The 23680-nt window shown below is 45.6% G+C and carries 19 protein-coding genes; 12 read left to right on the top strand and 7 right to left on the bottom strand.

The window, feature by feature from the left end; all coding sequences use genetic code 11:
- Positions 1–194 precede the first annotated feature (194 nt).
- Both AACV78_RS02305 and AACV78_RS02300 read right to left on the bottom strand, forming a co-directional pair.
- Entirely contained in the window at positions 195–479 is a 285-nt protein-coding gene (locus tag AACV78_RS02305) for a hypothetical protein (protein WP_194008076.1), read from the bottom strand.
- A gap of 465 nt (positions 480–944) precedes the next feature.
- Positions 945–1184, bottom strand: coding sequence for a hypothetical protein (locus AACV78_RS02300; RefSeq protein ID WP_228042045.1), 240 nt, complete (start codon positions 1182–1184; stop codon positions 945–947).
- A 324-nt stretch (positions 1185–1508) separates the two neighbouring features.
- Between AACV78_RS02300 and AACV78_RS02295 the strand changes: the two genes are divergently transcribed.
- A complete protein-coding gene (locus tag AACV78_RS02295; RefSeq protein WP_194008077.1) occupies positions 1509–3293 on the top strand; it encodes a metallophosphoesterase family protein in 1785 nt (594 codons plus the stop codon).
- A gap of 244 nt (positions 3294–3537) precedes the next feature.
- Here AACV78_RS02295 and AACV78_RS02290 read toward each other — a convergent pair whose 3' ends face one another.
- Positions 3538–4743, bottom strand: a complete 1206-nt coding sequence (locus AACV78_RS02290; protein WP_194008078.1) for a DUF4336 domain-containing protein — start codon at positions 4741–4743, stop codon at positions 3538–3540.
- Positions 4744–4861: 118 nt separating this feature from the next.
- Here AACV78_RS02290 and AACV78_RS02285 point away from each other — a divergent pair, with 118 nt between their 5' ends.
- Positions 4862–5020: a hypothetical protein gene (locus AACV78_RS02285; protein WP_194008079.1), complete on the top strand. Its 159-nt coding sequence runs from the start codon at positions 4862–4864 to the stop codon at positions 5018–5020.
- Between the two features lie 163 nt (positions 5021–5183).
- The gene (locus AACV78_RS02280; protein WP_194008080.1) at positions 5184–6086 is read left to right on the top strand and encodes a hypothetical protein; all 903 of its coding nucleotides are present in this window, start codon (positions 5184–5186) and stop codon (positions 6084–6086) included.
- A 23-nt stretch (positions 6087–6109) separates the two neighbouring features.
- Here the strand turns inward: AACV78_RS02280 and AACV78_RS02275 are convergent, their stop codons facing one another.
- Positions 6110–6769, bottom strand: a complete 660-nt coding sequence (locus AACV78_RS02275) for a restriction endonuclease subunit R (RefSeq protein ID WP_194008081.1) — start codon at positions 6767–6769, stop codon at positions 6110–6112.
- A gap of 255 nt (positions 6770–7024) precedes the next feature.
- On the opposite strand from AACV78_RS02275, the gene AACV78_RS02270 reads away from it, so the two are divergent.
- The 3 genes from AACV78_RS02270 to acs all read left to right on the top strand — a co-directional run bounded on the left by AACV78_RS02270 (position 7025) and on the right by acs (position 9811).
- Complete coding sequence (locus AACV78_RS02270) at positions 7025–7375, top strand: DUF433 domain-containing protein (RefSeq protein ID WP_194008082.1); 351 nt, start codon at positions 7025–7027, stop codon at positions 7373–7375.
- A gap of 5 nt (positions 7376–7380) precedes the next feature.
- The gene (locus AACV78_RS02265) at positions 7381–7719 is read left to right on the top strand and encodes a DUF5615 family PIN-like protein (protein ID WP_228042044.1); all 339 of its coding nucleotides are present in this window, start codon (positions 7381–7383) and stop codon (positions 7717–7719) included.
- Positions 7720–7840: 121 nt separating this feature from the next.
- Positions 7841–9811 (top strand): acetate--CoA ligase, encoded by a 1971-nt coding sequence (acs, locus tag AACV78_RS02260; protein ID WP_194008084.1) that lies wholly within the window; start codon positions 7841–7843, stop codon positions 9809–9811.
- Between the two features lie 82 nt (positions 9812–9893).
- On the opposite strand, the gene AACV78_RS02255 is transcribed toward acs, so the two are convergent.
- The gene (locus tag AACV78_RS02255) at positions 9894–10181 is read right to left on the bottom strand and encodes a hypothetical protein (protein WP_194008085.1); all 288 of its coding nucleotides are present in this window, start codon (positions 10179–10181) and stop codon (positions 9894–9896) included.
- 43 nt (positions 10182–10224) lie between these two features.
- Here AACV78_RS02255 and AACV78_RS02250 point away from each other — a divergent pair, with 43 nt between their 5' ends.
- From AACV78_RS02250 to AACV78_RS02240, 3 genes are all read left to right on the top strand, one after another.
- A complete protein-coding gene (locus AACV78_RS02250) occupies positions 10225–10824 on the top strand; it encodes an acyl carrier protein phosphodiesterase (protein ID WP_194008086.1) in 600 nt (199 codons plus the stop codon).
- A gap of 125 nt (positions 10825–10949) precedes the next feature.
- Positions 10950–11840, top strand: a complete 891-nt coding sequence (locus tag AACV78_RS02245; protein WP_194008087.1) for a thermonuclease family protein — start codon at positions 10950–10952, stop codon at positions 11838–11840.
- Between the two features lie 348 nt (positions 11841–12188).
- Positions 12189–12965 carry a class II glutamine amidotransferase gene (locus tag AACV78_RS02240; protein WP_194008088.1) on the top strand — a complete coding sequence of 259 codons (777 nt, stop codon included), beginning with the start codon at positions 12189–12191 and terminating at the stop codon, positions 12963–12965.
- A 512-nt stretch (positions 12966–13477) separates the two neighbouring features.
- Here AACV78_RS02240 and AACV78_RS02235 read toward each other — a convergent pair.
- Positions 13478–14044: a transposase gene (locus tag AACV78_RS02235; protein WP_194008089.1), complete on the bottom strand. Its 567-nt coding sequence runs from the start codon at positions 14042–14044 to the stop codon at positions 13478–13480.
- Positions 14045–14959: 915 nt separating this feature from the next.
- Complete coding sequence (gene gltB / locus AACV78_RS02230; RefSeq protein WP_194012278.1) at positions 14960–19546, bottom strand: glutamate synthase large subunit; 4587 nt, start codon at positions 19544–19546, stop codon at positions 14960–14962.
- Positions 19547–19744: 198 nt separating this feature from the next.
- Here gltB and AACV78_RS02225 point away from each other — a divergent pair, with 198 nt between their 5' ends.
- The 3 genes from AACV78_RS02225 (at position 19745) to AACV78_RS02215 (ending at position 23679) form a co-directional block, all read left to right on the top strand.
- Positions 19745–19963 carry a DUF433 domain-containing protein gene (locus AACV78_RS02225; RefSeq protein WP_194012279.1) on the top strand — a complete coding sequence of 73 codons (219 nt, stop codon included), beginning with the start codon at positions 19745–19747 and terminating at the stop codon, positions 19961–19963.
- A 3-nt stretch (positions 19964–19966) separates the two neighbouring features.
- Positions 19967–20287, top strand: coding sequence for a DUF5615 family PIN-like protein (locus tag AACV78_RS02220; protein ID WP_194012280.1), 321 nt, complete (start codon positions 19967–19969; stop codon positions 20285–20287).
- Between the two features lie 293 nt (positions 20288–20580).
- Positions 20581–23679 (top strand): type ISP restriction/modification enzyme, encoded by a 3099-nt coding sequence (locus AACV78_RS02215; RefSeq protein ID WP_194012281.1) that lies wholly within the window; start codon positions 20581–20583, stop codon positions 23677–23679.
- Position 23680: the final 1 nt, after the last annotated feature.

Here is a 23680-nt window from a genome sequence, read left to right as displayed (position 1 = left end):
GATGATTTGATGAGTTTTAATCATCTCTGGCATAAGTCACAGGATCGATCGCACATTTCAAGCAGAGCAACCGAGCTCAACGCAAATAATTTCCTGAAGAGTTGAGGATTTTTGCAATCTGGTCTAATGTACAATTGAAATGCAGTACAGCTTAGTTTGCGATCTAAAGCGATCGAGGTACAAGTTGACCCAACTCACAATAAACCTTCGACATACTGCCAGCAGTCATCGCTAAAAGTAGCTTTCAACATATCTCTAATTTTACCGTCGATCGACAATCTCGCTTCGCCAGAGTCGCCACTCTCGCCGATTTCTCGACTGTCATCCGATAAATGTTCTTGAAGGTGGGCCAGAGTATTGGCGAAATTAGCTAGAAAATAATGTTCGTCTACCCACGCTGTGGGATCGGGGATGTTTGGACTTCCAAAAGCCCGATCGACTAAATCCTGTTTGGCAAAATCGTCAGTGTGGTTTTTCATGCTGAGCTCGATTGAAATAAGATTTGCAACTTATCCCAATCTTAAGCTGAATTTTCAACGCTCGTGCGATCGCGATCGACCCACCGCAGTGATAAATTTGTGTAATTCGTGCGATCGCGATCGAGCTTGTTTAGTCGATCGCGTGCTATCATACTATCTCAGATTTGGCGCTCACAAATTTTTACCTCCGGCAAAATAGACTTGGGCACCATTCCGCGAACTTTTTTTGGGGATTGTTGAAAGCCTGCGCCCTCCGAAAAATTACCGCAATAGAACACAAAACATCAGCATCTTCCTCTTTGAAAGCTGCAAACTTTTACAACCCATAAACCGTCTGTTTTACCGCCATTTTCCCGGCTTTATCTAATGTGCTACCGAATCCCAAAATCGCAACATGAGTAGGATTTTCAGACAACAAAAATATCACAAATAAATCCTTAAACAAGATAATTTTAACAGTTCCGTTCATCGAGGTTTCCATCGCAGTATTGTTAACTTCGCCGTCTCCTTGTCCCGACTTTGCGGTTGGGAGGCAAATTTTGACAAATATCTAAGCAATTCCGGGGTAAGAAATTCCGGCTGTACATTGTCAGCAACATCATATCCTGAATAGATTTCGATATCGGTGCGATCGAATTCGAGGTTGGGAGAGAAGCCGCCTAAGTGTACAGTTTTGCAGTTAGCTTTAAGAAGGTGGCGGGTCATATCTATTTGATATTTTAGGTGTCAGATGGTGGTAAGATTTGTGTGTAGCAAGTCTAAATAATTTGTGCAAAGTATTTTTTTTATGAACCGCAGAGAACGCAGAGGGCGCAGAGAAAGAGAATGCAGAGAAAGGGAATGCAGAGATGAGAAGATGTGAAAAAATGGTTGAGGTTTGTTATATGTGAGATATTTTACCGCTCTTTTAACTTTTTGATAGCGTTGGCAGTTTATTTTTTAAAAGGCAGGTTTAGATGTATTTGTTAGGATTTCTCTTTGGTCGGTGAAACTCTTTCCTACAAGCTAATAACTAATAATTAATAACTTATGTTAACACCCTTACCCGATAAATCAGAAATTTCCCAAGGTTCTTCTCGCAACCTGTGGTTTTTTGCTGTTTTGATTTTAATTGTCCTCTTACTAAGTTTGATTGTACAATCATTATTCAACAAACCCCAACTTTTAACCGACCCGTTTCTGCAATTTCCCACAGCAAACTCGGTGCGAGTTGTTTGGTTTACCGAGTTTATAGGTACTAGCAACACTGTTAGTTACGGAAAAAACTTAAATAAAACTGCCGCAGCAAATACTACCAAGCTAAGCCGCACCAGAGAAGACAAAGACTCGCAAATTCCCGATGAAATGAAACAGGGAATAACTAACAACAATCCCATTGTGCGCGACATCTGGCGACACGAAGCAGAAGTCCGCAATTTAACGCCCGATGTGCGGACTCCTTATCTAGTAACCAGCTACAAAAAAGACGGCACATCTGTCAGCAGCAAAGTTTTTACACTTTCTCCGACACCAGCAGCAGGAATACCGCTCAAAATTCTTCTCACTTCCGACCATCAATTGATGCCGATGACAGCAGCCAATCTCCAGAAAGTAACAGAAACAATTGATAAAGTTGACGCGGTTTTCATGGCTGGGAATTTAATTAATATAGCCGATCGCGCTTCCGAATGGTTCGACGACTACCGAGGGCGCGCCTTTTTCCCCAGTTTGCAAGGCCGCGCCTTCTCGGAACTCGACAAAAACGGCATCAAAACAGTGTACGGCGGCGGCGAACTGATCCAGCACGCGCCCTTATTTCCCGCAATTGGGAACCATGAAATCATGGGGAGGTTTTCAACTACCAGCACCCTGAACGACCAGTTTAACGACTCTTTCCCCCGCGCTGCAGTCCAGAAAATATATCCATACCTCACTCAAAAATATGGGGTAAAAAACAAAGATGTTTTGTTAAAAAATAATAGTTTTAACAGCGATACCTACAACGAAATTTTTAGCTTACCAAGCGACCAAAATTATTATGCCGTGACTTTTGGGGACGTGCGGTTAGTGACTTTATATGTTACAAATATCTCGCGGACTCCGAATTTAGACCCGGAGGCCAGAGGCAGGTATCGGGAACGGGACGAAGATTTTGACCGTCCCGAAAAATGGGGATACGGACAGCATATTTTCGAGCCAATTGTCAAGGGCAGCGATCAATATACTTGGCTGGAAAAAGAATTAAACAGTGTCCAATTTCAGCAGGCAAAATATAAAATTGTGATGTTTCACTACCCGCCGCATTCTCTCGGCGACAATATTGTACCTGCTTATACTGACCCGGTACAAATAGTCGATCGCACTGAGGATGGCGAGATTAAGATGGTGCGTTACGAATATCCGAAACAGCAAGATTATCTTATTCGGGATGTGGTGCCGCTGCTAGAAACAGCGGGCGTGCAGTTGGTATTGTACGGACACTCGCATTTGTGGAATCGGTTTGTGAGTTCGACTGGAATGCACTTTTTAGAGACTTCTAATGTAGGCAACAGTTACGGTGCGTTTGTAGGGGAAAAGCGCCGATTTGTGCCGCCGGCATATCGCGAGGATTACAGCGCTATTGGAGACCCGAACGGATTGGAACCTGTGGTGCCGACTGTAGCGCCTTTGTTGGGGAAAACCGGGCTACCGCTGCCGTATATTGAGAGCAACGATATTACGGCTTTCAGTATTTTTGATACTGGGAAAGGTACGGTTAGCAGCTATTATTTTGATACGCGGAAACCAAAGTCAAATGTTGTAAAATTTGATGAGTTTAAGTTGAAAAAAACGTGAGTTTGTGTGGTTGAAACTTGGGACAAATTTAGCTCGAAACCGGCAGTCAGAAATCTGATTTTTTACGCTAATCCTGAGCAATTGCCCCAAATTAAATAAAAAACTGGAGCATTTCCTGCAGGGTAAAAAACATTTTTTTAATGATAGTGCGACCGGGGACGATCGCACTATCATTAAATGCCAAACTCAGATGCTGCCTAAAAAAACCGGTTTCTTTGGTCAAAATGCGTCCGTAACTATCCCATTAAACCTTGTCTTTTGCAGGCGGAACTAAACCCGTTTTATTCAAACCGGCATCAATATCTCTGAGCAATTTTAAATCATCTTCGGGTAAAGAATTAACAGGCGAGTATCTTTCTAGAAACGAGAATGCTTGCCGAAATTCGCGGGGGCGGGAGTCGATCGCGCGATCGAAGTGACAAGGTACAATCCTCTCAAAATCCCAACTCGCAACTCGATCGGCCCAATCGAGAGTTTCCCTCGGCGCGCGGTTGAGAATCAAAGCCTGCAAAACCGGCGCAACCAACAACCGCCCTCCACCCCGCAAAGCCTCGAACGATCGCGCCCAACCAGGTTTCCACTGGAACGGATACAACCCAAAATAAGCTTTTCTAGAGCGTTCTGGCGCTTTGATAGCTCTGTCAAACACCCCCGACCAGGGCGGCACTTCCAGCACGCTGGGGCGAAAATACATGGCAAATAAGGCGATTCTCTGCCATCCTTTACGCCGATTTTCCTCGGTGTCTGCCACCACATCCGATGCGGTGTCTTTGGCGTGAAACAGCAGCGGGTAGGAGTCGAGTTGGAGAATCGCGGGCGGGTTTTCGGGAATGGAAACGACGGAATCTGTTAGCATCAGCGTGCGCGACTGCCTGTGAAATAAGGCAACTTCAGCGAAGCGGCCCAAACCGAGGTCGATCGGGCCTAGGATTGCCCAGTCAAATTCACCTGCGAGGGGCGTGTTGCTGCTGTCACGGGGCAGTACAGAGGTGCGTTTTGCCGGCAAACCCAGCCAACTCAGGGGCAAATTTATGGGGAAACTCCACTGCTGCGGGGCGACAAACACCTGCGCTGCGGGAAAACACCTCGCAAACGGGCCGACAAACACTTTGTGCTCGATGCCGGAACCGGTTGTCAGCAAAATATACTTAACTTCGCCGTGCTCTGCTACTAACTCGTTTAGCAAGCGGATGCACTCGCGAGTCGGTGCGACGGGGGCGTAGACTAGAAGCCCTTGGGATTCTAGTTTAATAACCGTCATCCGCACCGGCACAATCACGTAGAAAATGCCTTGCAGTTGGTCAAAAGTCCAGATTTTGTCTTTGACTATTTCTTTGCGGATGGTGCGCCGCTTGCCGTAGGGATAGATTGGGACGATCGGCCAAAATGGCCAGGAATAGTCCCGATTGTCTGTCTGTGTTGGTGTTGGTGTGCCTTCTCCCTGTGCCACTGGTGCGACTCCTTGCCGATTTTTAGGTACTTGCGCGCGATCGAACTTTTGTTAATCTTATTTCAATGTTGCGACGCGGATTCGAGGAGTTGAAAAGGGGTTGCGGGCGATCGGGCTTTTGAAAGTTTCAGTTTTGACTGCCGGCATCAGCAGCATTGAATTTAAAAAATCGGAAAATACCCTAAAATTATCTGCGTCAATCAGTTCTGAACAAGCTGATATGCCTGCGGCGGAAATTACCGAGATAGTTTTAGAATATGAACGGTGTGCAGTTTAATATCGAGAATTTACTTAAGTAGATAGAGATTAAAATATACAAAATTAAGATGCAAATGTTTTTGGTTTGTTCGTGATATTACAAATAGTTAATAAAGTTTGATGTCGGGAAGTTTCGGTATTAATATTAGTTTTAATTAGTAGATAATTGCTTTTTAAAACAATTGTCTAAACAGCAACCAGCAGAGCGATCGCTTTTAAAATATTTATTCAAGTCTGAGGATATTGACGGAATGAAAAAAATTCTTCTTTTTGTACTTGCCTTCATCGTTACCGCGTTTGTATCCCCAATAATAAGGTATTACCTAATTGGGATTCTCAGATTTTTGGCAGCCCCAGCATGGCTGATTGCTGTTTTAGTTCCTGTGGTGACTTGGCTCATTGGCTTCGTAGTGCTACTGTTGCTTTTTTTGAAACCTTTGATGCTTCAAGACTACTTAAAGAAGCAAGAATTCGTAGCAGTTGAACCCGATGAATTTCCGCAACTAGATGTCAAATCGTTGCAGCAATATACCAATGCTCTAGAATCTGCGGGCTTTGCCAAACTCATCGATTTTACAGTGATTTGTGGTAAACAAAAAAGTGGTTTTGCTAGGCTCTTTTTTCATCCAAAACATTATTGCTGGGCTGAAGTCAATCAAATAGTTCTTTCAGGCAGGCTAATGCCAGTTGCAGTCACAATCATCAGTACCTTGGAACCCGATTGGTCATTATCTACCACCGATCGCAAAACGAGCGGTTTCCTACTCGGTTTAATTTATCTGCTCGGTCATCCTCGGAGTTTGTGGATTAACCAGCCGAGTGTTACTCCGAGCAAACTTTTGCAAATACATTTGCAGCGGCTGCGACAAATTGCTAATACCCTTACCTTGGAGGTAACGGAATTGAGCGACGCTTCACCCGATGCCTACTTTGATTTCCAACGCCGAGAAAGGATTAAACGCAAACAGGCTTTTCAGCGCAAAAATATGATTTTTGGCATTGCAGAAGTTTTGCTTTTTACGGTGAATCCGAAGCAGGAGTGGATGGGCGAATATGGGGATGCGGCAGCAACAAAGATGCGGTAATGACGTTAGGAACATAACACTACTTATGCGATTTGCAACTGCACATTCTGCAACTTGCAAATCGCTTTCAAAACTTGGGCCAACTCGATCGATCGCCCTTTATCAATCAAATTCAATTCCGGTAAAAGCTGATAAGTGCAAGGATTCCCCCGCGTCAGATACACAAACTGATAGTTGCGTCCATTCGTCGTCAATCCCCAAACAGACGGTTGCTGCTGCAAACTCTTAAACGCATAAGTCAGCAATTGCGGTAAACCGGCCCAGGAGTCGATCGCGCTATTTTTCGCCTCCACCACCAAAATCCAGAACTGCGCCGCCCCAATCTCCGCATCCGGCCCATTTACAGCGAGAATATCCAACCGCCCTTTAATTAAAGTATCTTCATCTTCAACCTCGATCGGAATGCTATCTTCCATTGTCAACACCACCGGAACATCGAAAAATCCAGTTAATCGCATTAAAGGCGAAAGTGCTAAAAACTTCACCATTTCTTCAGATACTTTACCTGCTGCTAAGTACCGACGAAAGTTCTGTCTAATTTTCAATAATTCCTGCTGTTCAGATTCGCTCAACGGTTCCAGGGGAAAAAAATCAGTCAGCGAATCTGCTTCTCCCTCATCCAGTTTGAGAAGGCGGCGAACGTCATTTAGCGAAAGTTGGCTGGCTTCTAAATTTTGAGTCATAGCTTTTGTGCGATCGGCTGTTCATGTCAAGTATATTGCAGACTTGGTATAATCTTATCTTAAAATTGAGATAAATTGATGATGTTTAAGCAACCATTAAAACCCATTGGTATCAGAATTATTCATCTCTCTCTTCCTCTGCGCTCTCTGCGCTCTCTGCGGTTAAATCATTCCCAAAAAACCGTAAACTATCTCAATCCCCAAACAGACAATTACTTGTGATACAATCATACCAGATATCACCCAGAACCAGCCATGCAGCTAGAAGAATATTTTAACTTCCTAAGACCTGACGACATTCGGCTCAAAGGTTCCCGAATCGGCATCGAAACCATTCTCTACGAATACCTGTTTCGCGCCCGAACTCCCGAAGAAATCGCTAACATTTATACATCCCTCACCCTCGAACAAGTTTATGCAACAATTTTGTACTACCTGCACAACAAAGAAGCAGTCGGTAAGTACATAACTGAATGGCTGGAATGGGGAGAACAAATGCGAGAAGAACAACGTCGCAATCCTCCTCCAGTGACAGAAAAACTCCGCAAATTCAAAGCAGAAAGAGATGCCAGGAGCAAAACTGATGCCCATCCAATATCTCTTTGATGAAAATGTCGATTCTTCCTGCCTATCTCAACCAAATTCGCAGGCGCAATCCCGATCTGGTTGTTCTAGCATTGGGAGAATTAACAGCACCTTCCAAAGGCACTCTCGATCCAGAAATTATTATTTGGTGCGAAATCCACAATTTCATTCTTGTTACCAACAATCGCCGCTCTATGCCTGTTCATTTAACAGAAGATCTAGAGCAAAATAGCCATATTCCAGGAAGATTTATCCTGAATACCAAGATGAGTATAGGTCAAAATATTGAATTACTGCTTCTGATTTATGAAGCGTCATTTGATAATGAGTACCAAGATAGAATTTACAATTTACCAGTGCTATAATTTCTCGCGCCGCTCCAAAATTGACAAAATCCCCCCAAATCTTAAGGAAAATAAACATACTTTTGCCCCAACTTGTGCAAACAATAGTTAAAAAGAGTAACTGAAAAAAAAATTAACAGCGATGTCACAAGATACGATCGAATCAATTCTGCATGAAAAACGCCTATTCCCGCCCACGGCTGAATTCTCCCAAAAAGCTCACGTCAAAAGCCTAGAAGAGTACCGCGCCCTCTACGACAAAGCCAAAGCTGACCCCCAAGCATTTTGGGCAGAACTCGCTACCCAAGAATTAGACTGGTTCCAAAAGTGGGATACCGTACTCGACTGGCAGCCACCTGTTGCTAAATGGTTTGTCAATGGCAAAATTAACATTTCTTACAATTGTCTCGATCGCCATTTAACCACTTCGCGCAAAAACAAAGCCGCCCTCATCTGGGAAGGCGAACCCGGTGACTCCCGCACCCTCACCTACGCGCAACTCCACCGCGAAGTCTGCCAAATGGCTAATGTCATCAAAGAATTGGGAGTGCAAAAGGGCGATCGCGTCGGCATTTATATGCCCATGATTCCCGAAGCTGCGATCGCCATGCTAGCCTGTGCCAGAATCGGTGCAGTACACAGCGTAGTATTCGGCGGATTTAGCGCTGAAGCATTGCGCGATCGCCTCAAGGACGGCGAAGCAAAACTCGTCATCACCGCCGACGGCGGCTTCCGCAAAGATACCGCCGTCGGCCTCAAAGCACAAGTCGATAAAGCATTAGCAAATAACGCCGTACCAAGCGTTAACAACGTTCTTGTAGTTCAGCGTACCAAACAACAAATTGAGATGAAACCGGGGCGCGATATTTGGTGGCACGAACTGCAAAAAAACGCCTCAGCAAATTGTCCCGCCGAACCAATGGATAGCGAAGATATGCTATTCGTACTCTACACCAGCGGCAGCACAGGCAAACCGAAAGGAGTCGTCCACACAATCGGTGGCTACAACCTTTATACCCACATGACAACCAAGTGGATCTTCGACTTGCAAGATACCGATGTTTATTGGTGTACTGCCGATGTCGGATGGATTACAGGCCACAGTTACATCCTCTACGGGCCGCTTTCCAACGGCGCAACAACTTTAATGTATGAAGGTGCGCCCCGCGCGTCGAATCCCGGCTGTTTTTGGGACGTAATTGAAAAATACGGTGTCACTGTTTTCTACACCGCACCAACAGCAATTCGCACCTTTATGAAAATGGGTGAAGACTTGCCCAAGGCCCGCGATTTGTCATCTTTACGATTGTTAGGAACAGTCGGCGAACCGATCAATCCAGAAGCTTGGATGTGGTATCAGCGCGTAATTGGTAACTCAAATTGTCCAATCGTCGATACTTGGTGGCAAACAGAAACTGGCGGAATTATGATTGCCGCTTTGCCCGGTGCAATTCCTACAAAACCCGGTTCTGCCACCCTTCCTTTCCCCGGAATTGTTGCCGATGTCGTCGATCGAGATGGCGAATCAGTAACTAATCAAAGCGGCGGTTATTTAGTTATAAAACATCCTTGGCCGGGAATGATGCGTACACTTTACAACGATCCCGATCGTTTCCGCCGCACTTATTGGGAATATTTGCACCGGAAAGATGGCCAATTCGTCTACTTTGCTGGAGACGGTGCCCACAAGGATAAAGACGGTTATTTCTGGGTAATGGGCCGCGTTGACGATGTAATTAATGTCGCCGGACACCGACTCGGCACGATGGAAGTTGAATCGGCTTTGGTGTCGCATCCAGCGGTGGCGGAAGCTGCGGTTGTTGGCAAACCGGATGAGATTAAAGGTGAGGAAATTGTCGCTTTTGTGACGCTGGATGACTCGCAGCAACCTAGTCCAGAATTGGAGAAGGAGTTGAAGCAGCACGTTGTTAAGGAGATTGGGGCGATCGCCCGTCCCGGCGAAATTCGATTTACCGATGCTTTGCCGAAAACGCGCAGCGGTAAAATTATGCGCCGCTTGCTGCGTTCTTTAGCCGCCGGAGAAGAGGTTTCTGGGGATACTTCGACTTTGGAAGATCGGACTGTTTTGGATAAGTTGCGAGGCGGTTCCTAGGGCTGTGCAACCGCAGATAAACGCGGATGAACGCAGATAAGATTTACATCTGTGTTCATCTGCAGTTTAATTGTTAATTCGCTTATTTACCTCGCCACAAATGAACGGCATCGCTGTTAATTTCCGACCTTACTTGCAGCCAATCTTCTAGCAAGTAGTCATCATCGACTGCTTCTGAATGCTGTTCGTCTTTGAGAATTGCTAAGACGTGAACTCCAGACGGATAGTTGACATGACGGATTTCTGGGTCATATCCTAAGTGTTGAATTTTTGCTAAAACGCGATCGACTGAACCGGCAACAGTCAGATCGACGGCCAGAATAATTTGACCGAATTTAGCACCCGGTTTTACACATTCGAGAATAGCCATTACTCTTTCTCCCTATGCTATCTTAGATTTTTTTACTGTAGCAATGAATTATTTAGCTCATCTATTCTTATCAGACGGTACGCCAGCATCGCTGATTGGCAACCTCTTAGGCGATTTTGTCAAGGGTTCGGCAGTCAATCTTTATTCCGAGGACATTAGAAACGGCATCGATTTGCACCGAAAAGTAGATATCTATACCGACTCTCATGCAGTAGTGCGATCGAGCACAAGCCTGGTTTGCGCCCAGAGACGCAGGTTTGCTGGAGTTTTGATAGACGTATTTTACGACCACTTTTTAGCTAAAAATTTTCTGGAATATTCAGAAGTTCCACTCTGCGATTTTGCCCGCCTAGCCTACAAAGTCTTGCAAGACAACCGCGATATATTGCCAGAATCACTTCAGAGGATTATGCCGCAAATAATCGCCCGCGACTTGCTCGGTTCTTATCAGGAAATTGGCGGAATAGATATTGCTCTCCATCGAATGTCGGCAAGAATCAAGCGGACAAATAACTTAGCAGGTGGAGTGGAAGATTTGACAGTTAATTATCAGCAGCTTGAATCAGATTTTACGGCTTTTTTCCCAGACTTAATAAGTTACGCAGCAACTTGCAAAAATCAATATCAAAAATACCAACACTAACCGGTAGCGTGTTTTTGGGTGCACTTGACGCTTCTGAGTTCTCACTAATTGCTTTGGGCAGCAAACTCATGTACAATTTAGCCTAAATATGCGAATCTAGTCTCAAGTCCAACAAGGTTCAAAATATGGCAACCAGAATTCAGAACCTGCAAGTAACTCAAGTAGTTGATGGCGACAGCATCAAAATTTCTATCGACGGCAAAACCGAGTCTCTGCGGCTGATTTGCGTCGATACAGAAGAAAGTTACTCCAACAGTTCAAAACCTGTTACAGCAGCCGGCAAAGCAGCTTCGGAAATGGCTAAACAATACTTCACTACAGCAGATGGTAAATTTGCTCAAATTGACATAGAATTTGATACAGACGATCCGGTTAAACTTGCTCTAGAAAAACATCGCGACAACTACGGCCGTCTCCTCTGTTACGTACATAAAGATGGAGAAAATTACAACCTCAAACTGATTCAACAAGGCTGGAGTCCCTACTTTGTCAAATACGGGCGCTCCCGATTGTATCACCGACCAATGACTGAAGCAGAATCGGCTGCAAAAGCTTACAATCTGATGATTTGGAATCCGATTACCAATGCCAAAATTCCCTGTCGCAACTATACTATTTTACTACCTTGGTGGTCGATGCGCGGCTCGATTGTTGAAGATTTCCGCTTGTGTGAAGCAACTACAGAAGCGCTTTCTGTGAGGTTGCACTACCCGAAAATTTTAGCAGCTTCTGAGACAGCTCAACCTATTACTATTTTCTGCGATTTACAGTCTGGCATTAATCAATGGATCGGCGGTCATGCTAGAATTTATGCGGGTTCATCGTATCACAGATTAGATTTGTGGATACCTGATGCTAAAACTGATGAAAAGGCTCCCTTGAAGCGGCTAATCGAGAAGCGTTATGCGGGTATGGGACGGGGATATGTCTATATCAGCGGTAAGATAGAACAATACAAAGGTAAGCCTCAAATAGTTTTAAACAATCTCAAGCAATTTTCTGATTTCCCTCCATAAAATTTACTTTTACATGAATTGAATAAAAAAAACGGACAAATAGCAGGGCTGTATCTATCCGAAAGCATTTATAGTGCGAGGTGCTCCGGTTGCTTGCTATACAAGGCCGCTAGTGGTTTTTTTTGAAATCGTAAAAAAATGCTTTTTGCAAAGCCGCAGATGCTTACAATCGAACCGGATAGCTTCGATTCACCCATTGTTTTGATTTCAGTAGCATTGCGGTTAAAAATTCCAAATCATTCTGTTTTTTTTATGAAACTAAATCAATTTATACTATAATACTATCATTGCCCATCTGTAGCTGCCAAGAGCTGCGCCATCAATCCCAACTCCAGAGAGGTCAAAGCGATGTGTCAATTACTGGGAATGAACTGCAATGTTCCAACCGATATTTGCTTCTCTTTTGAGGGTTTTTCTGCAAGAGGTGGCAGAACTGACGTTCATCAAGACGGTTGGGGAATTGCTTTTTTTGAAGGTTTGGGATGTCGCCTTTTTATAGACTCTAAACCTGCTATTGATTCTCCGGTTGCTGAATTAGTGCGCCGCTATCCCATTCATTCAACTAACGTGATTGCTCATATTCGCAAAGCTACTCAAGGCGAAATTTCTCTGGAGAATTGCCATCCTTTTAGTCGGGAACTTTGGGGACGCTATTGGGTGTTTGCTCACAACGGTAATCTGGAAAAATTTCATCCTGAAAGTGCGGGATTTTATCAAGCTGTAGGCCAAACTGACAGTGAAAAAGCATTTTGTTTGATATTAGAAAAATTGCGAGAAAGTTTTCCTCAAAATAAGCCTGCTTTGACGGAAATTTACGATGTTCTGAACGAAATTACTAAAACTTTAGCAGGGCACGGAATTTTTAACTATTTACTTTCTGATGGAGAACATTTATTTACACACTGTTCTACAAATCTGCATTATATTGTGCGACAAGCACCTTTTGCTAGGGCGCACTCGATCGATGAAGATGTAACTGTAGATTTCCGGGAATTGACACAGGAAGGCGATCGCGTGGCGGTGATTGCTACTTTTCCGCTGACGGATGATGAAGTTTGGACGCAAATTCAACCGGGACAATTGCTGGTATTTCAGGACGGTTTACCTGTGATATCCGGTTCGTAGTGCGGACTTTAATCCGCAAAAAATAACCGACTAAAGTCCGCACGGGCGATCGATACAAAGCATCCCTCGACAGTCAATTGTTCCAGGGGTTTCAATCGCTTTCATACTGTGCCTTTGTGTTTCTGTGAAATGTAGTTACTGGTTCCCAGATATAGTCTGGTTACTAGATGCGATCGCCCACAATAATCTTAGATTGTACCTAAAATTTATCAACTGCTCCATGAGAATTTTTGGGGCGGTTTGTGGGGTTCAGAAACCGGGTTTCTTCCTATATCAGGCGTGATGATACGAAGATTGTCGCAGAAACCCGGTTTCTTGGATTGGGGCGGTTTGTGGGGTTCAGAAACCGGGTTTCTTCCTATATCAGGCGAGATGATGCGAAGATTGTCGCAGAAACCCGGTTTCTTGGATTGGTGGGGGCTCTGTGGGCGGGAGTTAGAAACCGGGTTTCTTCCTATATCAGGCGAGATGATGCGAAGATTGTCGCAGAAACCCGGTTTCTTGGATTTTGGCTATTCTTCAAAGGTTAAATGCTGGATTAATTTATCGCTAGTTAAGTCTTCTAAAAAGTAGCGATAAGCATCTGCTGACTGAAATTGCGATCGCACTCGATCTATCTTAGGTAAATTCCCCCGCCGCAAATCAATATATTCTTGATAGCTGGAAAACTCCCAGTTTTCTGCTTTTTTAACTATCTTAGCACAGACTGGGTTTAAGTGAATGTAACGAGTTAGGTGTAACAAATATTCTTCTCTATCTACATGAATCGCCTGAAACCTTCCCTGAAATAGTGAACCCACCTTGTGATAGCGTTTATTGATAGCCTTAACATAAGATAGAGTAAATGACTGCATCAGCTTAGAAAAACGATCCGTTGTTAGATAAACTAATAAATGATAGTGATTCGGCATCAAACAATAGGCAATTATATCGACACCATTAGTAATCAGATGGTGTCTTAATAGGCGTAAAAAATGAATATAGTTTTCTCGTTCAAAAAAAATATGCTGACGGTCATTACCTCGGTTATAAACATGGTAATAATTACCCGTTTGTAAGATAACTTGGCGACGTGGCATATTGCTCTCCGTGGGGGCCAGAAACCTGGTTTCTTGGACTAGGGGCGGGGGCTCTGTGCGCGGGGGGCCAGAAACCGGGTTTCTTCCTATATCTTAGCTACGATGCTTAAACTATCGCAGAAACCCGGTTTCTTGGATTGGCGCGGGAGCTCAGAAACCGGGGGGCCAGAAACCGGGTTTCTTCCTATATCTTAGCTACGATGCTTAAACTATCGCAGAAACCCGGTTTCTTGGATTGGCGCGGGGGCTCTGTGCGCGGGGGCTCAGAAACCGGGTTTCTTCCTAAATCTTAGCTAGGATGCTGAGATTATCGCAGAAACCCGGTTTCTTGGATTGGCGCGGGAGCTCAGAAACCGGGTTTCTTCCTAAATTTCGGCATCCTCACCAAGATTATCGCAGAAACCCGGTTTCTTGGATTGGCGCGGGAGCTCAGAAACCCGGTTTCTTCCTAAATCTTAGCGATGATGCTGAGATTATCGCAGAAACCCGGTTTCTTGGATTGGCGCGGGAGCTCAGAAACCCGGTTTCTTCCTAAATCTTAGCGATGATGCTGAGATTATCGGAGAAACCCGGTTTCTTGGATTGGCGCGGGGGTTCAGAAACCGGGTTTCTTCCTAAATCTTAGCGATGATGCTGAGATTATCGGAGAAACCCGGTTTCTTGGATTGGCGCGGGAGCTCAGAAACCGGGTTTCTTCCTAAATCTTAGCGATGATGCTGAGATTATCCCAGAAACCCGGTTTCTTGGATTGTGCGCGGGGGCTCAGAAACCGGGTTTCTTCCTAAATTTCGGCATCCTCACCAAGATTATCGCAGAAACCCGGTTTCTTGGATTGGCGCGGGGGCTCAGAAACCGGGTTTCTTCCTAAATCTTAGCTAGGATGCTGAGATTATCGCAGAAACCCGGTTTCTTGGATTAGCTACCGCCAATCCGGGCGACATCGCGAGCATTTTCTTCAAACGCAGCCGTCAGCGCATCATCACCGCTTAAACCCGATGCGATCGCCCTTTCAATGGCCTGCAACACCCGCTTGTAATCCCGCGGCATCACCTTCACAAACACCCGCAGCATCGCATCCCAATTTGCCAAAACTTTCGATGCTTTCGCACTTCCAGTCAAATCAAAATGAGTCTGAATTAACTGCCGCAAATCTGCAATTTCCTCAACATCCTCCAGTTTTTCCAAATCCACCATCGACATATTGCAGCGAGTAGCAAAATCCCCCGCCTCATCCAAAATGTAAGCAACACCGCCACTCATACCCGCTGCAAAATTGCGCCCGGTTTCACCCAAAACTACAACTTTGCCGCCAGTCATGTACTCGCAACCGTGATCGCCCACACCTTCAACTACTGCATTCACGCCGGAGTTGCGGACTCCAAAACGTTCGCCCGCCATCCCCCGGATGAAAACCTCGCCAGCGGTGGCTCCGTAAAGCACCACGTTGCCGACAATCACATTTTCTTCTGCGACAAAGGTAGAAGCCGGCGACGGATACAGGATGATTTTGCCGCCGCTGAGGCCCTTGCCCAGATAGTCGTTGGCTTCGCCTTCGAGCTCTAGGGTGACTCCCTTGGGCACGAATGCGCCAAAGCTTTGTCCCGCGCTACCTTGGAAGTGCAGGTGTACCGTGTCATCGGGTAAACCTTCCCAGTGGCGTTTGGTGATTTCGTTGCCGAGAATTGTGCCGACAACGCGGTTGATGTTGGTAATCGGCAGTTTGGCGTGCACTTTTTCGCCGTTTTCGATCGCACCTTTGCACAAATCCAACAACACAGTCATATCGATCGACTTGGACAACCCGTGATCCTGCGCCATCTGACAGTAGCGCCCGACATCCGCCCCAACATCCGGCTGGTAAAGGATTTTCGAGAAATCCAAACCCTTAGCTTTCCAATGCGCCACCGCTTGCTGAGGTTCCAAAACGTCGGTACGCCCCACCATTTCATTCAGCGTGCGGAAACCCAACTGCGCCATAATTTCCCGGACTTCCTGCGCGACAAAGGTCATAAAGTTTACCGTGTGATCCGGATCGCCGGTAAAGTTTTTCCGCAGCAGCGGATCTTGGGTTGCAACACCCACCGGGCAAGTGTTCAGGTGACATACGCGCATCATGATGCAGCCCAATGTCACCAGCGGCGCGGTAGCAAATCCGAATTCTTCAGCACCAAGCAAGGCAGCAATTGCTACATCGCGACCGGTTTTCATTTGTCCGTCGGTTTCGACAACAATCCGGCTGCGGAGATTGTTGAGTACCAAAGTCTGGTGAGTTTCGGCCAATCCCAACTCCCAAGGTAATCCCGCGTGTTTGATCGAAGTCTGCGGCGACGCGCCGGTACCGCCGTCGTAGCCGGAGATGAGCACCACATCGGCGTGGGCCTTCGCAACCCCGGCGGCGATCGTCCCGACTCCCACTTCCGACACCAATTTGACGCTAACCCGCGCTTCCCGGTTGGCATTTTTCAAGTCGTGAATCAATTCGGCCAAATCTTCGATCGAATAAATGTCGTGGTGAGGAGGAGGCGAAATCAAACCCACACCAGGAGTCGAGTTCCGTACTTTCGCAATCCACGGGTATACTTTTTTACCCGGTAACTGTCCGCCTTCTCCGGGTTTTGCCCCCTGCGCCATCTTGATTTGCAGTTCCTTGGCTTGGGAAAGATACAAGCTGGTAACGCCGAAACGCCCGGAAGCAACTTGTTTGATCGCGCTGTTTTTCGAGTCGCCGCGATCGTTTGTCCAAGTATATCTTTCGGGATCTTCGCCACCTTCACCGGTGTTCGATTTACCACCAATGCGGTTCATCGCTACAGCCAAAGATTCGTGGGCTTCTTGGGAAATTGAACCGTAACTCATCGCCCCAGTTTTAAAGCGTTTGAGAATAGATTCCACTGGTTCGACTTCCTCAATCGGGATTGATTCCCGCTGCTTGAATTGCAACAAACCGCGCAAGGTAAAATGCTGCTGGTTTTGTTCGTTTACCAGGGCGGAATACTTTTGGAAAAGCGGGTAACTTCCTTCGCGAACTGCTTGTTGCAGCGCGTGAATTGTCTGCGGGCTAAACAAGTGGGCTTCGCCTTCTTTCCGCCACTGATATTCGCCGCCGACATCGAGAGTATGTCCGCTGCTGGGGCGTTCGGGGAAGGCGTGGGTGTGGCGCAAAATTGCTTCTCGGGCGATGACTTCCAAGTCTACACCTTCAATCCGGGAAGCTGTCCAAGCAAAGTATTTATCGACTACGGATTTGTTCAAGCCAATTGCTTCAAAAATCTGCGCGCCGCGGTAACTTTGAATTGTCGAAATCCCGATTTTTGAGGCAACTTTTGTCACGCCTTTGGTTGCGGCTTTGATGTAGTTTTTGCAAGCTGTTTTGTAATCGACATTTAGCAGCAAACCTTGTTGGATCGAATCGGCGATCGTCTCAAAGGCCAAATACGGATTAATCGCGCCGCAACCATATCCAATAAGTGTCGCAAAGTGATGCACTTCCCTCGGTTCGCCGGATTCGAGCACGAGTCCCGCCCGCGTGCGCGTACCTTGACGGATCAAGTGGTGGTGGAGGCCCGCAACCGCCAGCAGCGCGGGAATTGGGGCTTTGTCTGGACTGATACCCCGATCGCTCAAAATGATGATATTCACCCCAGAGGCGATTGCGCTATCTGCTGCTGCAAATACTTCTTCTAACGCCTGTTCTACACCTTTTACTCCTGTTTTTGGGTCGAACAAAATCGGCAGTGTAGTAGAGCGGAAATTACCTGTTTTTACCTGTTTGAGTTTAGCCAATTCTTCATTGCTGAGAATTGGTGTTTTCAGTTCGATTAAATGACAGCTTTCCGGTTCCGGTTTCAGCAAATTGCGTTCAGCGCCGATCGTAGTTTCGGCAGAAGTGACAATTTCTTCGCGGATCGAATCGATCGGCGGATTGGTAACTTGAGCAAACAGTTGCTGGAAGTATTCGTAAAGCAGTTTTGGTCTGTTCGACAAAACGGCTAGCGGCGTATCTGCACCCATCGCCCCGACAGCTTCCACGCCGTTTGTTGCCATTGGCGCTAACAGCAACCGCAGTTCTTCAAAGGTGTAGCCAAAGGCCATTTGGCGCTGGATCAATGTTTCGGGGTCGGATTCTGCGACTGCTGGCGCATCTGGGAGTTTGGCAATCTCGACCATGTGCTGGTCGATCCACTGGCGGTACGGGTGTTCTGTGGCGATTTTGGTCTTAATTTCTTCGTCAGAAACGATGCGGCCTTCCTCAGTATTTACTAGGAACAACCGCCCCGGTTGCAGGCGGCCTTTTGATAGGATTCTTTCTGGGGCGATCGGCAAAACTCCGGCTTCGGATGCCATAATTACTAAGTCGTCTTTGGTGACGCAGTAGCGGGAAGGGCGCAAACCGTTGCGATCGAGCACTGCGCCGATCGAAGTACCATCGGTAAATGCGATCGAAGCCGGGCCGTCCCAAGGTTCCATCAAGCAGGAATGGTATTCGTAGAAAGCTTTTTTCTCGTCACTCATGGACTCGTGGGCCGTCCAAGGTTCGGGAATCATCATCATTACGGCGTGGGGTAAAGAACGCCCGGCCAAATATAGCAATTCCAAAGCGTTGTCAAAGATTGTCGAGTCGCTACCTTCGATGTTGATTAAGTTCGGGATTTTCTTTAAATCGTCTCCGAACAACTCCGACTCGAACAAGGATTGCCGCGCGTGCATCCAGTTGATGTTGCCGCGCATCGTGTTGATTTCGCCGTTGTGGGCGATGTAGCGGTAAGGGTGCGATCGTTCCCAACTCGGAAAAGTATTGGTGCTGAAGCGCGAGTGAACTAGGGCTAGAGCGCTTTCCATGTCGGGGTCGTGCAGTTCGGGATAGTAATCTCCCACTTGCACCGGCATTAACATTCCTTTGTAGACGATCGTCCGGCAGGAGAGTGTGGAATTATACCAGTAGGGGTCTACTTCCGTCCTGCGGATGGCGTTGTGAGCGCGTTTGCGGATGACGTACAGTTTCCGCTCGAAGGCAGCCTCGTCAATACCTGCGGCGCGCCGGAGGAACACTTGCTGCATGAAGGGTTCGCTAGATTTGGCGGTGTCGCCCAGGGATGAGTTGTCCGTGGGAACATCGCGCCAGCCGAGCACTTCCTGGCCTTCTTCTGCCGCGATTTCCTCAAAGATGCGTTTGCCGTTTTCGCGTTCCGTCTGATTTGGCGATGAGTAAATCGCGCCAACTCCGTACTCGCCGGCTTCTGGAAGTTCGATGTTGAGGGCCGCCGTTACTTTTTTCATGAATTTGTGCGGCACTTGCATCAAAATTCCCGCTCCGTCTCCGGTGTTGGGTTCGCAGCCGCAGGCCCCCCGGTGGTCGAGGTTCAGCAGGATTGTTAGTCCCTGTTCGACGATTTCGTGGGATTTGTTGCCTTTCATGTGTACGATGAACCCGACTCCGCAAGCGTCGTGCTCGAACTGCGGATCGTAAAGGCCTTGTTTTGCTGGCAGTCCGTTGCTATTCATTTGGATAAGTCTCTCAAAGTGATCAAAAAATTGCGATCTAGAGCAGAGCGCGGGATGACGATCGATCTAGTATGATGTATTATATATAGATTTACTGTATTGGGTAGATGCAGGAAAAAATTATTGCTGGTGCGATCGATCGTGCAAAAATAGTTATAACCGATGAGTTAACTGTCAGGAACTCTGGGCTAAATATTTATGCTGAAAAAATCTCTAATTATTAGCGCGTCTCCTGAGATTATGGGTGGCACTCCAGTCTTTGCTTGTACTAGAGTTCCGATCCAAACATTTATGGACTATCTGAAAGCTGGAGAATCAATTGATGATTTTTTAGATGGATTTCCCACTGTAACTAAAGAGCAAGTCATCGCGTTGCTGGAAGAAGCAGAAAAACAGCTTGTTGGCATGGTGGCATAACGAATGAAGCTTCTTTTGGATGAGTGTATCGATCGCAAATTTGCCAGAGAATTTGTTGACTGTGAGATAAAAACAGTTCCACAAATGGGATGGGCGGGTGTAAAAAATGGTCAACTTCTTGCCCTTGCAGAAGCAGAGTTTGATATTTTCATCACAGTCGATCGCAACTTGTCATTTCAACAAAATTTGTCACAGTTCGATATTGCGGTCATTGTTATGCAAGCACCATCCAATCGCTTGGCAGATTTGAAGCCTTTAGCTCCCAAAGTTTTAGCCATTTTAGCAATGGCAACCAGAGAACAAGTTATGATTGTAAGTGCATAGCTTTAAGCAATACATTCTCTGCAATTTTTCCCAAGCACTGAATCTGCGATCGCTTTATGCAATACTAGCTTGGTTCAAGTATTCGCTGGAAATAGGTGTATGTGCAAATCCTTGTTTTCTGGCTGTTTGAAACCATTTTTCTGCTGATGTGCGATCGGCTGCTACACCATCAGCACCGCACAGATAAATTCCTGCTAAGTTGTTTGAGGCAACACCATACAGGTTGATCCCTTTACGGCTAAACTAACAATGGCAGAGGCGCGAAAACCAAACTAAACCAGGAAACTGATTCAATGCTGTCTATATCTTTTGATGCTTACCTCAAGTCGATTCAAAATAACCTGCAAAAAGGTAGCGAACGCAGCCATTATCCAGCACTGAAAGATTTGGTGGATGACTCAGATAAGGGCATTGATGCCGTCATTGAAGAAAAAGGCAATAAGGCAGGAATTCCAGACTTTACCGTGCGGCGGCGAGAGCTATTGGTGGGTTATGTAGAAGCCAAAGACGTTGGCTTAGACTTAGATCAGATTGAAAAAACTGAGCAATTGCAGCGATATCTAGAAGCGTTTCCGAATCTAGTATTGACCAATTATTTAGAGTTTCGTTGGTATGTGAATGGGAAGCGCAGGCAGAAGGAAGTTTTAGCAAATCGTAGTGAGAACAAGCTGCAAGCAATGGCTACAGAAAAGATTGCGGCTTTGCTGGAGCAGTTTCTCAATTATACAGGCGAGATTGTTAGCAGTCCTGAAGACCTGGCCCGGCAGATGGCGAGGTTGACAAAGGCAATTCGGTTAGCAACAACAACGGCGCTTGAGGGAGAAAAGAAAGACGGCGAATTGCATCAACTTAAACAGGGCTTTAGTGAGGTGTTGTTGCCCGATTTGAATGATGCTGATTTTGCTGATATGTATGCTCAGACGATTTCTTATGGGTTATTTGCTGCAAGAGTCGGTCATGCTCAAAATCCAGGGGGCGAACCGTTTATTCGGCGCACTGCGGGCACGTATATTCCGGCAACAAACCCATTTTTGAAGCGATTGTTTAATACGATTGTAGAAACGGATGCAGTCAGTCAGATCGATTGGGCGATCGACGATCTGGTGCAATTGCTGTCTCAAGTTGATATGGGCAGCATTCTCGAAAACTTTGGGCAGCGCACTCGTCAAGAAGACCCGGTGGTGCATTTTTATGAAACATTTTTGGCGGCGTACAATGCGGCTTTGCGAAAGAGTCGAGGCGTTTATTATACACCGGAACCTGTGGTGTCGTTTATTGTGCGATCGGTTGATGCTATTCTCAAAGACCGCTTCGATTTGCCATTGGGATTAGCTGATAATGCCAAAGATCCAATAACACAAAAACCGAAAGTGCAAATTCTCGATCCTGCAACGGGGACGGGGACGTTTTTGTATGAAGTGGTGAAGCAAATTTACCGCAATTTAGAAGAAATTGGCATGGCGAATCAGTGGGATAGCTATGTGCGAGACAATTTGCTGAATCGATTGTTTGGCTTTGAGTTATTGATGGCTCCCTATGCCATTGCTCACCTTAAACTAGGGCTAGAACTTCAGGAACTGGGCTACCAATTTAAGGGCAAACAACGATTAGGTATTTACCTCACCAATACGCTGGATGAGGCACTGAAAAAATCAGAGATTTTGTTTGGTCAGTTTGTGGCACAGGAAGCAAATGAAGCTTCGATGGTAAAACGAGATACACCTGTGATGGTTGTATTAGGCAATCCGCCCTATTCAGGACATTCGGCAAATAAAAGTGAGTGGATCGCGGGTTTAGTTCGCGATTATTACTATGTGGATGGTCTGCCATTAGGTGAAAAGAATCCTAAATGGTTGCAGGATGATTATGTAAAGTTCATCCGCTTTGGACAATGGCGAGTGAGTGAAACTGGTTATGGCGTTTTAGCGTTTGTGACCAATCACGGTTATCTGGATAACCCTACTTTTAGAGGAATGCGTCAGAATTTGATGCAGACATTTACAGATATCTATATTTTGGATTTACACGGAAACTCCAAGAAAAAAGAAATTAGTCCTGACGGTTCACCCGATCAAAACGTTTTTGACATTCAACAAGGTGTCAGTATTGGGATTTTTATCAAGGAGCCGGGAAAGCATACACCTGCCAAAGTTCATCATGCGGAGTTATGGGGCGATCGCGCATCTAAATATAAAAGCTTAAATTTATTAGATATTAATGAGGTTGAATGGAAAGTTATTGAACCTCAATCATCATTTTATTTATTTTGCCCCCAAGACCGAAATCTTTTAGAAGAATATGATGAAGGCTGGAAAATTACAAATATATTGCCTGTTCATTCGGTGGGTATTGTCACGGCAAGAGATGATTTGGCAATAAAATGGTCAGTTCAAGAAGTTGAGACTACTGTTAAAAGTTTTGTCTCATTACCTATAGAGGAAGCCCGAATAAAATATGAACTTGGTGATGATTCAAGAGATTGGAAAGTCTCACTGGCTCAGGATGATATTCGCAGTAATGGTACTGAGAATGGCTTAATTACTTCTATTATGTATCGCCCTTTCGATAAAAAATTTACTTACTATACAGGGCAGACAAGGGGTTTTATTTGTATGCCTCGTTCTGAAGTAATGAGCCATATGCTAAACAAAGCTAATTTGGGATTTTATACTTGTCGTCAAACTATAAGCGAATCTTGGCAACACATCCTAGCTACTAACAACATTACTGATGATTGTTATGTTTCCAACAAAAGCCGAGAACGAGGCTACTTATTTCCTCTCCATACTTATCCGGATACTAAAAACAAACAAGGTAATTTATTTGTTGAAACAACTCCCAATTTATCCTCATATTTTATTGCAGCAATTCGAGCAAAACTTGGCTACACTCCTACCCCAGAAGCTATCTTTTACTACATCTACGCCATCTTCCACAGCCCTACCTATCGCCAACGCTATGCCGAATTTCTCAAAATTGACTTTCCCCGCGTTCCATTGACCAGTAATGACCAGCTATTCAAAGACTTGGGTGCAAAAGGTCAGGCATTAGTAGACCTGCACCTGATGAAATCGAAAAAGCTGAATAAGCTGATTACTAAAATGAATGGCGATGGTGACAATGCCGTTACCGAAGTTACCTATAAACCCGCAGAACAACGAATTTATATCAACAAAACTCGCTATTTTGAAGGCATCGCCCCGGTCGTTTGGGAGTTTAAAATAGGCGGTTATCAGGTGTTGGACAAATGGCTAAAAGACCGCAAAAAAGCCAAACGCACTTTATCCTTTGATGATGTGCTGCACTATCAAAAAGTGGTGGTGGCGCTCAAAGAAACTATGGAACTGATGGTAGAAATAGATCGACTAATTCCTGGTTTTCCCATAGAGTAAA

This window comes from Tychonema sp. LEGE 07196 (genome assembly GCF_963890365.1).
Classification (GTDB): Bacteria; Cyanobacteriota; Cyanobacteriia; order Cyanobacteriales; family Microcoleaceae; genus Microcoleus.
This window is presented reverse-complemented; position numbering and strand designations above follow the sequence as displayed.

Bases quoted from the DNA above. Each gene is read 5' to 3' on its own strand.
- AACV78_RS02305 (WP_194008076.1), bottom strand. From the start codon at position 479: ATGAAAAACCACACTGACGATTTTGCCAAACAGGATTTAGTCGATCGG.
- AACV78_RS02300 (WP_228042045.1), bottom strand. From the start codon at position 1,184: ATGACCCGCCACCTTCTTAAAGCTAACTGCAAAACTGTACACTTAGGC.
- AACV78_RS02295 (WP_194008077.1), top strand. From the start codon at position 1,509: ATGTTAACACCCTTACCCGATAAATCAGAAATTTCCCAAGGTTCTTCT.
- AACV78_RS02275 (WP_194008081.1), bottom strand. From the start codon at position 6,769: ATGACTCAAAATTTAGAAGCCAGCCAACTTTCGCTAAATGACGTTCGC.
- AACV78_RS02270 (WP_194008082.1), top strand. From the start codon at position 7,025: ATGCAGCTAGAAGAATATTTTAACTTCCTAAGACCTGACGACATTCGG.
- AACV78_RS02265 (WP_228042044.1), top strand. From the start codon at position 7,381: ATGTCGATTCTTCCTGCCTATCTCAACCAAATTCGCAGGCGCAATCCC.
- acs (WP_194008084.1), top strand. From the start codon at position 7,841: ATGTCACAAGATACGATCGAATCAATTCTGCATGAAAAACGCCTATTC.
- AACV78_RS02255 (WP_194008085.1), bottom strand. From the start codon at position 10,181: ATGGCTATTCTCGAATGTGTAAAACCGGGTGCTAAATTCGGTCAAATT.
- AACV78_RS02250 (WP_194008086.1), top strand. From the start codon at position 10,225: ATGAATTATTTAGCTCATCTATTCTTATCAGACGGTACGCCAGCATCG.
- AACV78_RS02245 (WP_194008087.1), top strand. From the start codon at position 10,950: ATGGCAACCAGAATTCAGAACCTGCAAGTAACTCAAGTAGTTGATGGC.
- AACV78_RS02240 (WP_194008088.1), top strand. From the start codon at position 12,189: ATGTGTCAATTACTGGGAATGAACTGCAATGTTCCAACCGATATTTGC.
- AACV78_RS02235 (WP_194008089.1), bottom strand. From the start codon at position 14,044: ATGCCACGTCGCCAAGTTATCTTACAAACGGGTAATTATTACCATGTT.
- gltB (WP_194012278.1), bottom strand. From the start codon at position 19,546: ATGAATAGCAACGGACTGCCAGCAAAACAAGGCCTTTACGATCCGCAG.
- AACV78_RS02225 (WP_194012279.1), top strand. From the start codon at position 19,745: ATGCTGAAAAAATCTCTAATTATTAGCGCGTCTCCTGAGATTATGGGT.
- AACV78_RS02220 (WP_194012280.1), top strand. From the start codon at position 19,967: ATGAAGCTTCTTTTGGATGAGTGTATCGATCGCAAATTTGCCAGAGAA.
- AACV78_RS02215 (WP_194012281.1), top strand. From the start codon at position 20,581: ATGCTGTCTATATCTTTTGATGCTTACCTCAAGTCGATTCAAAATAAC.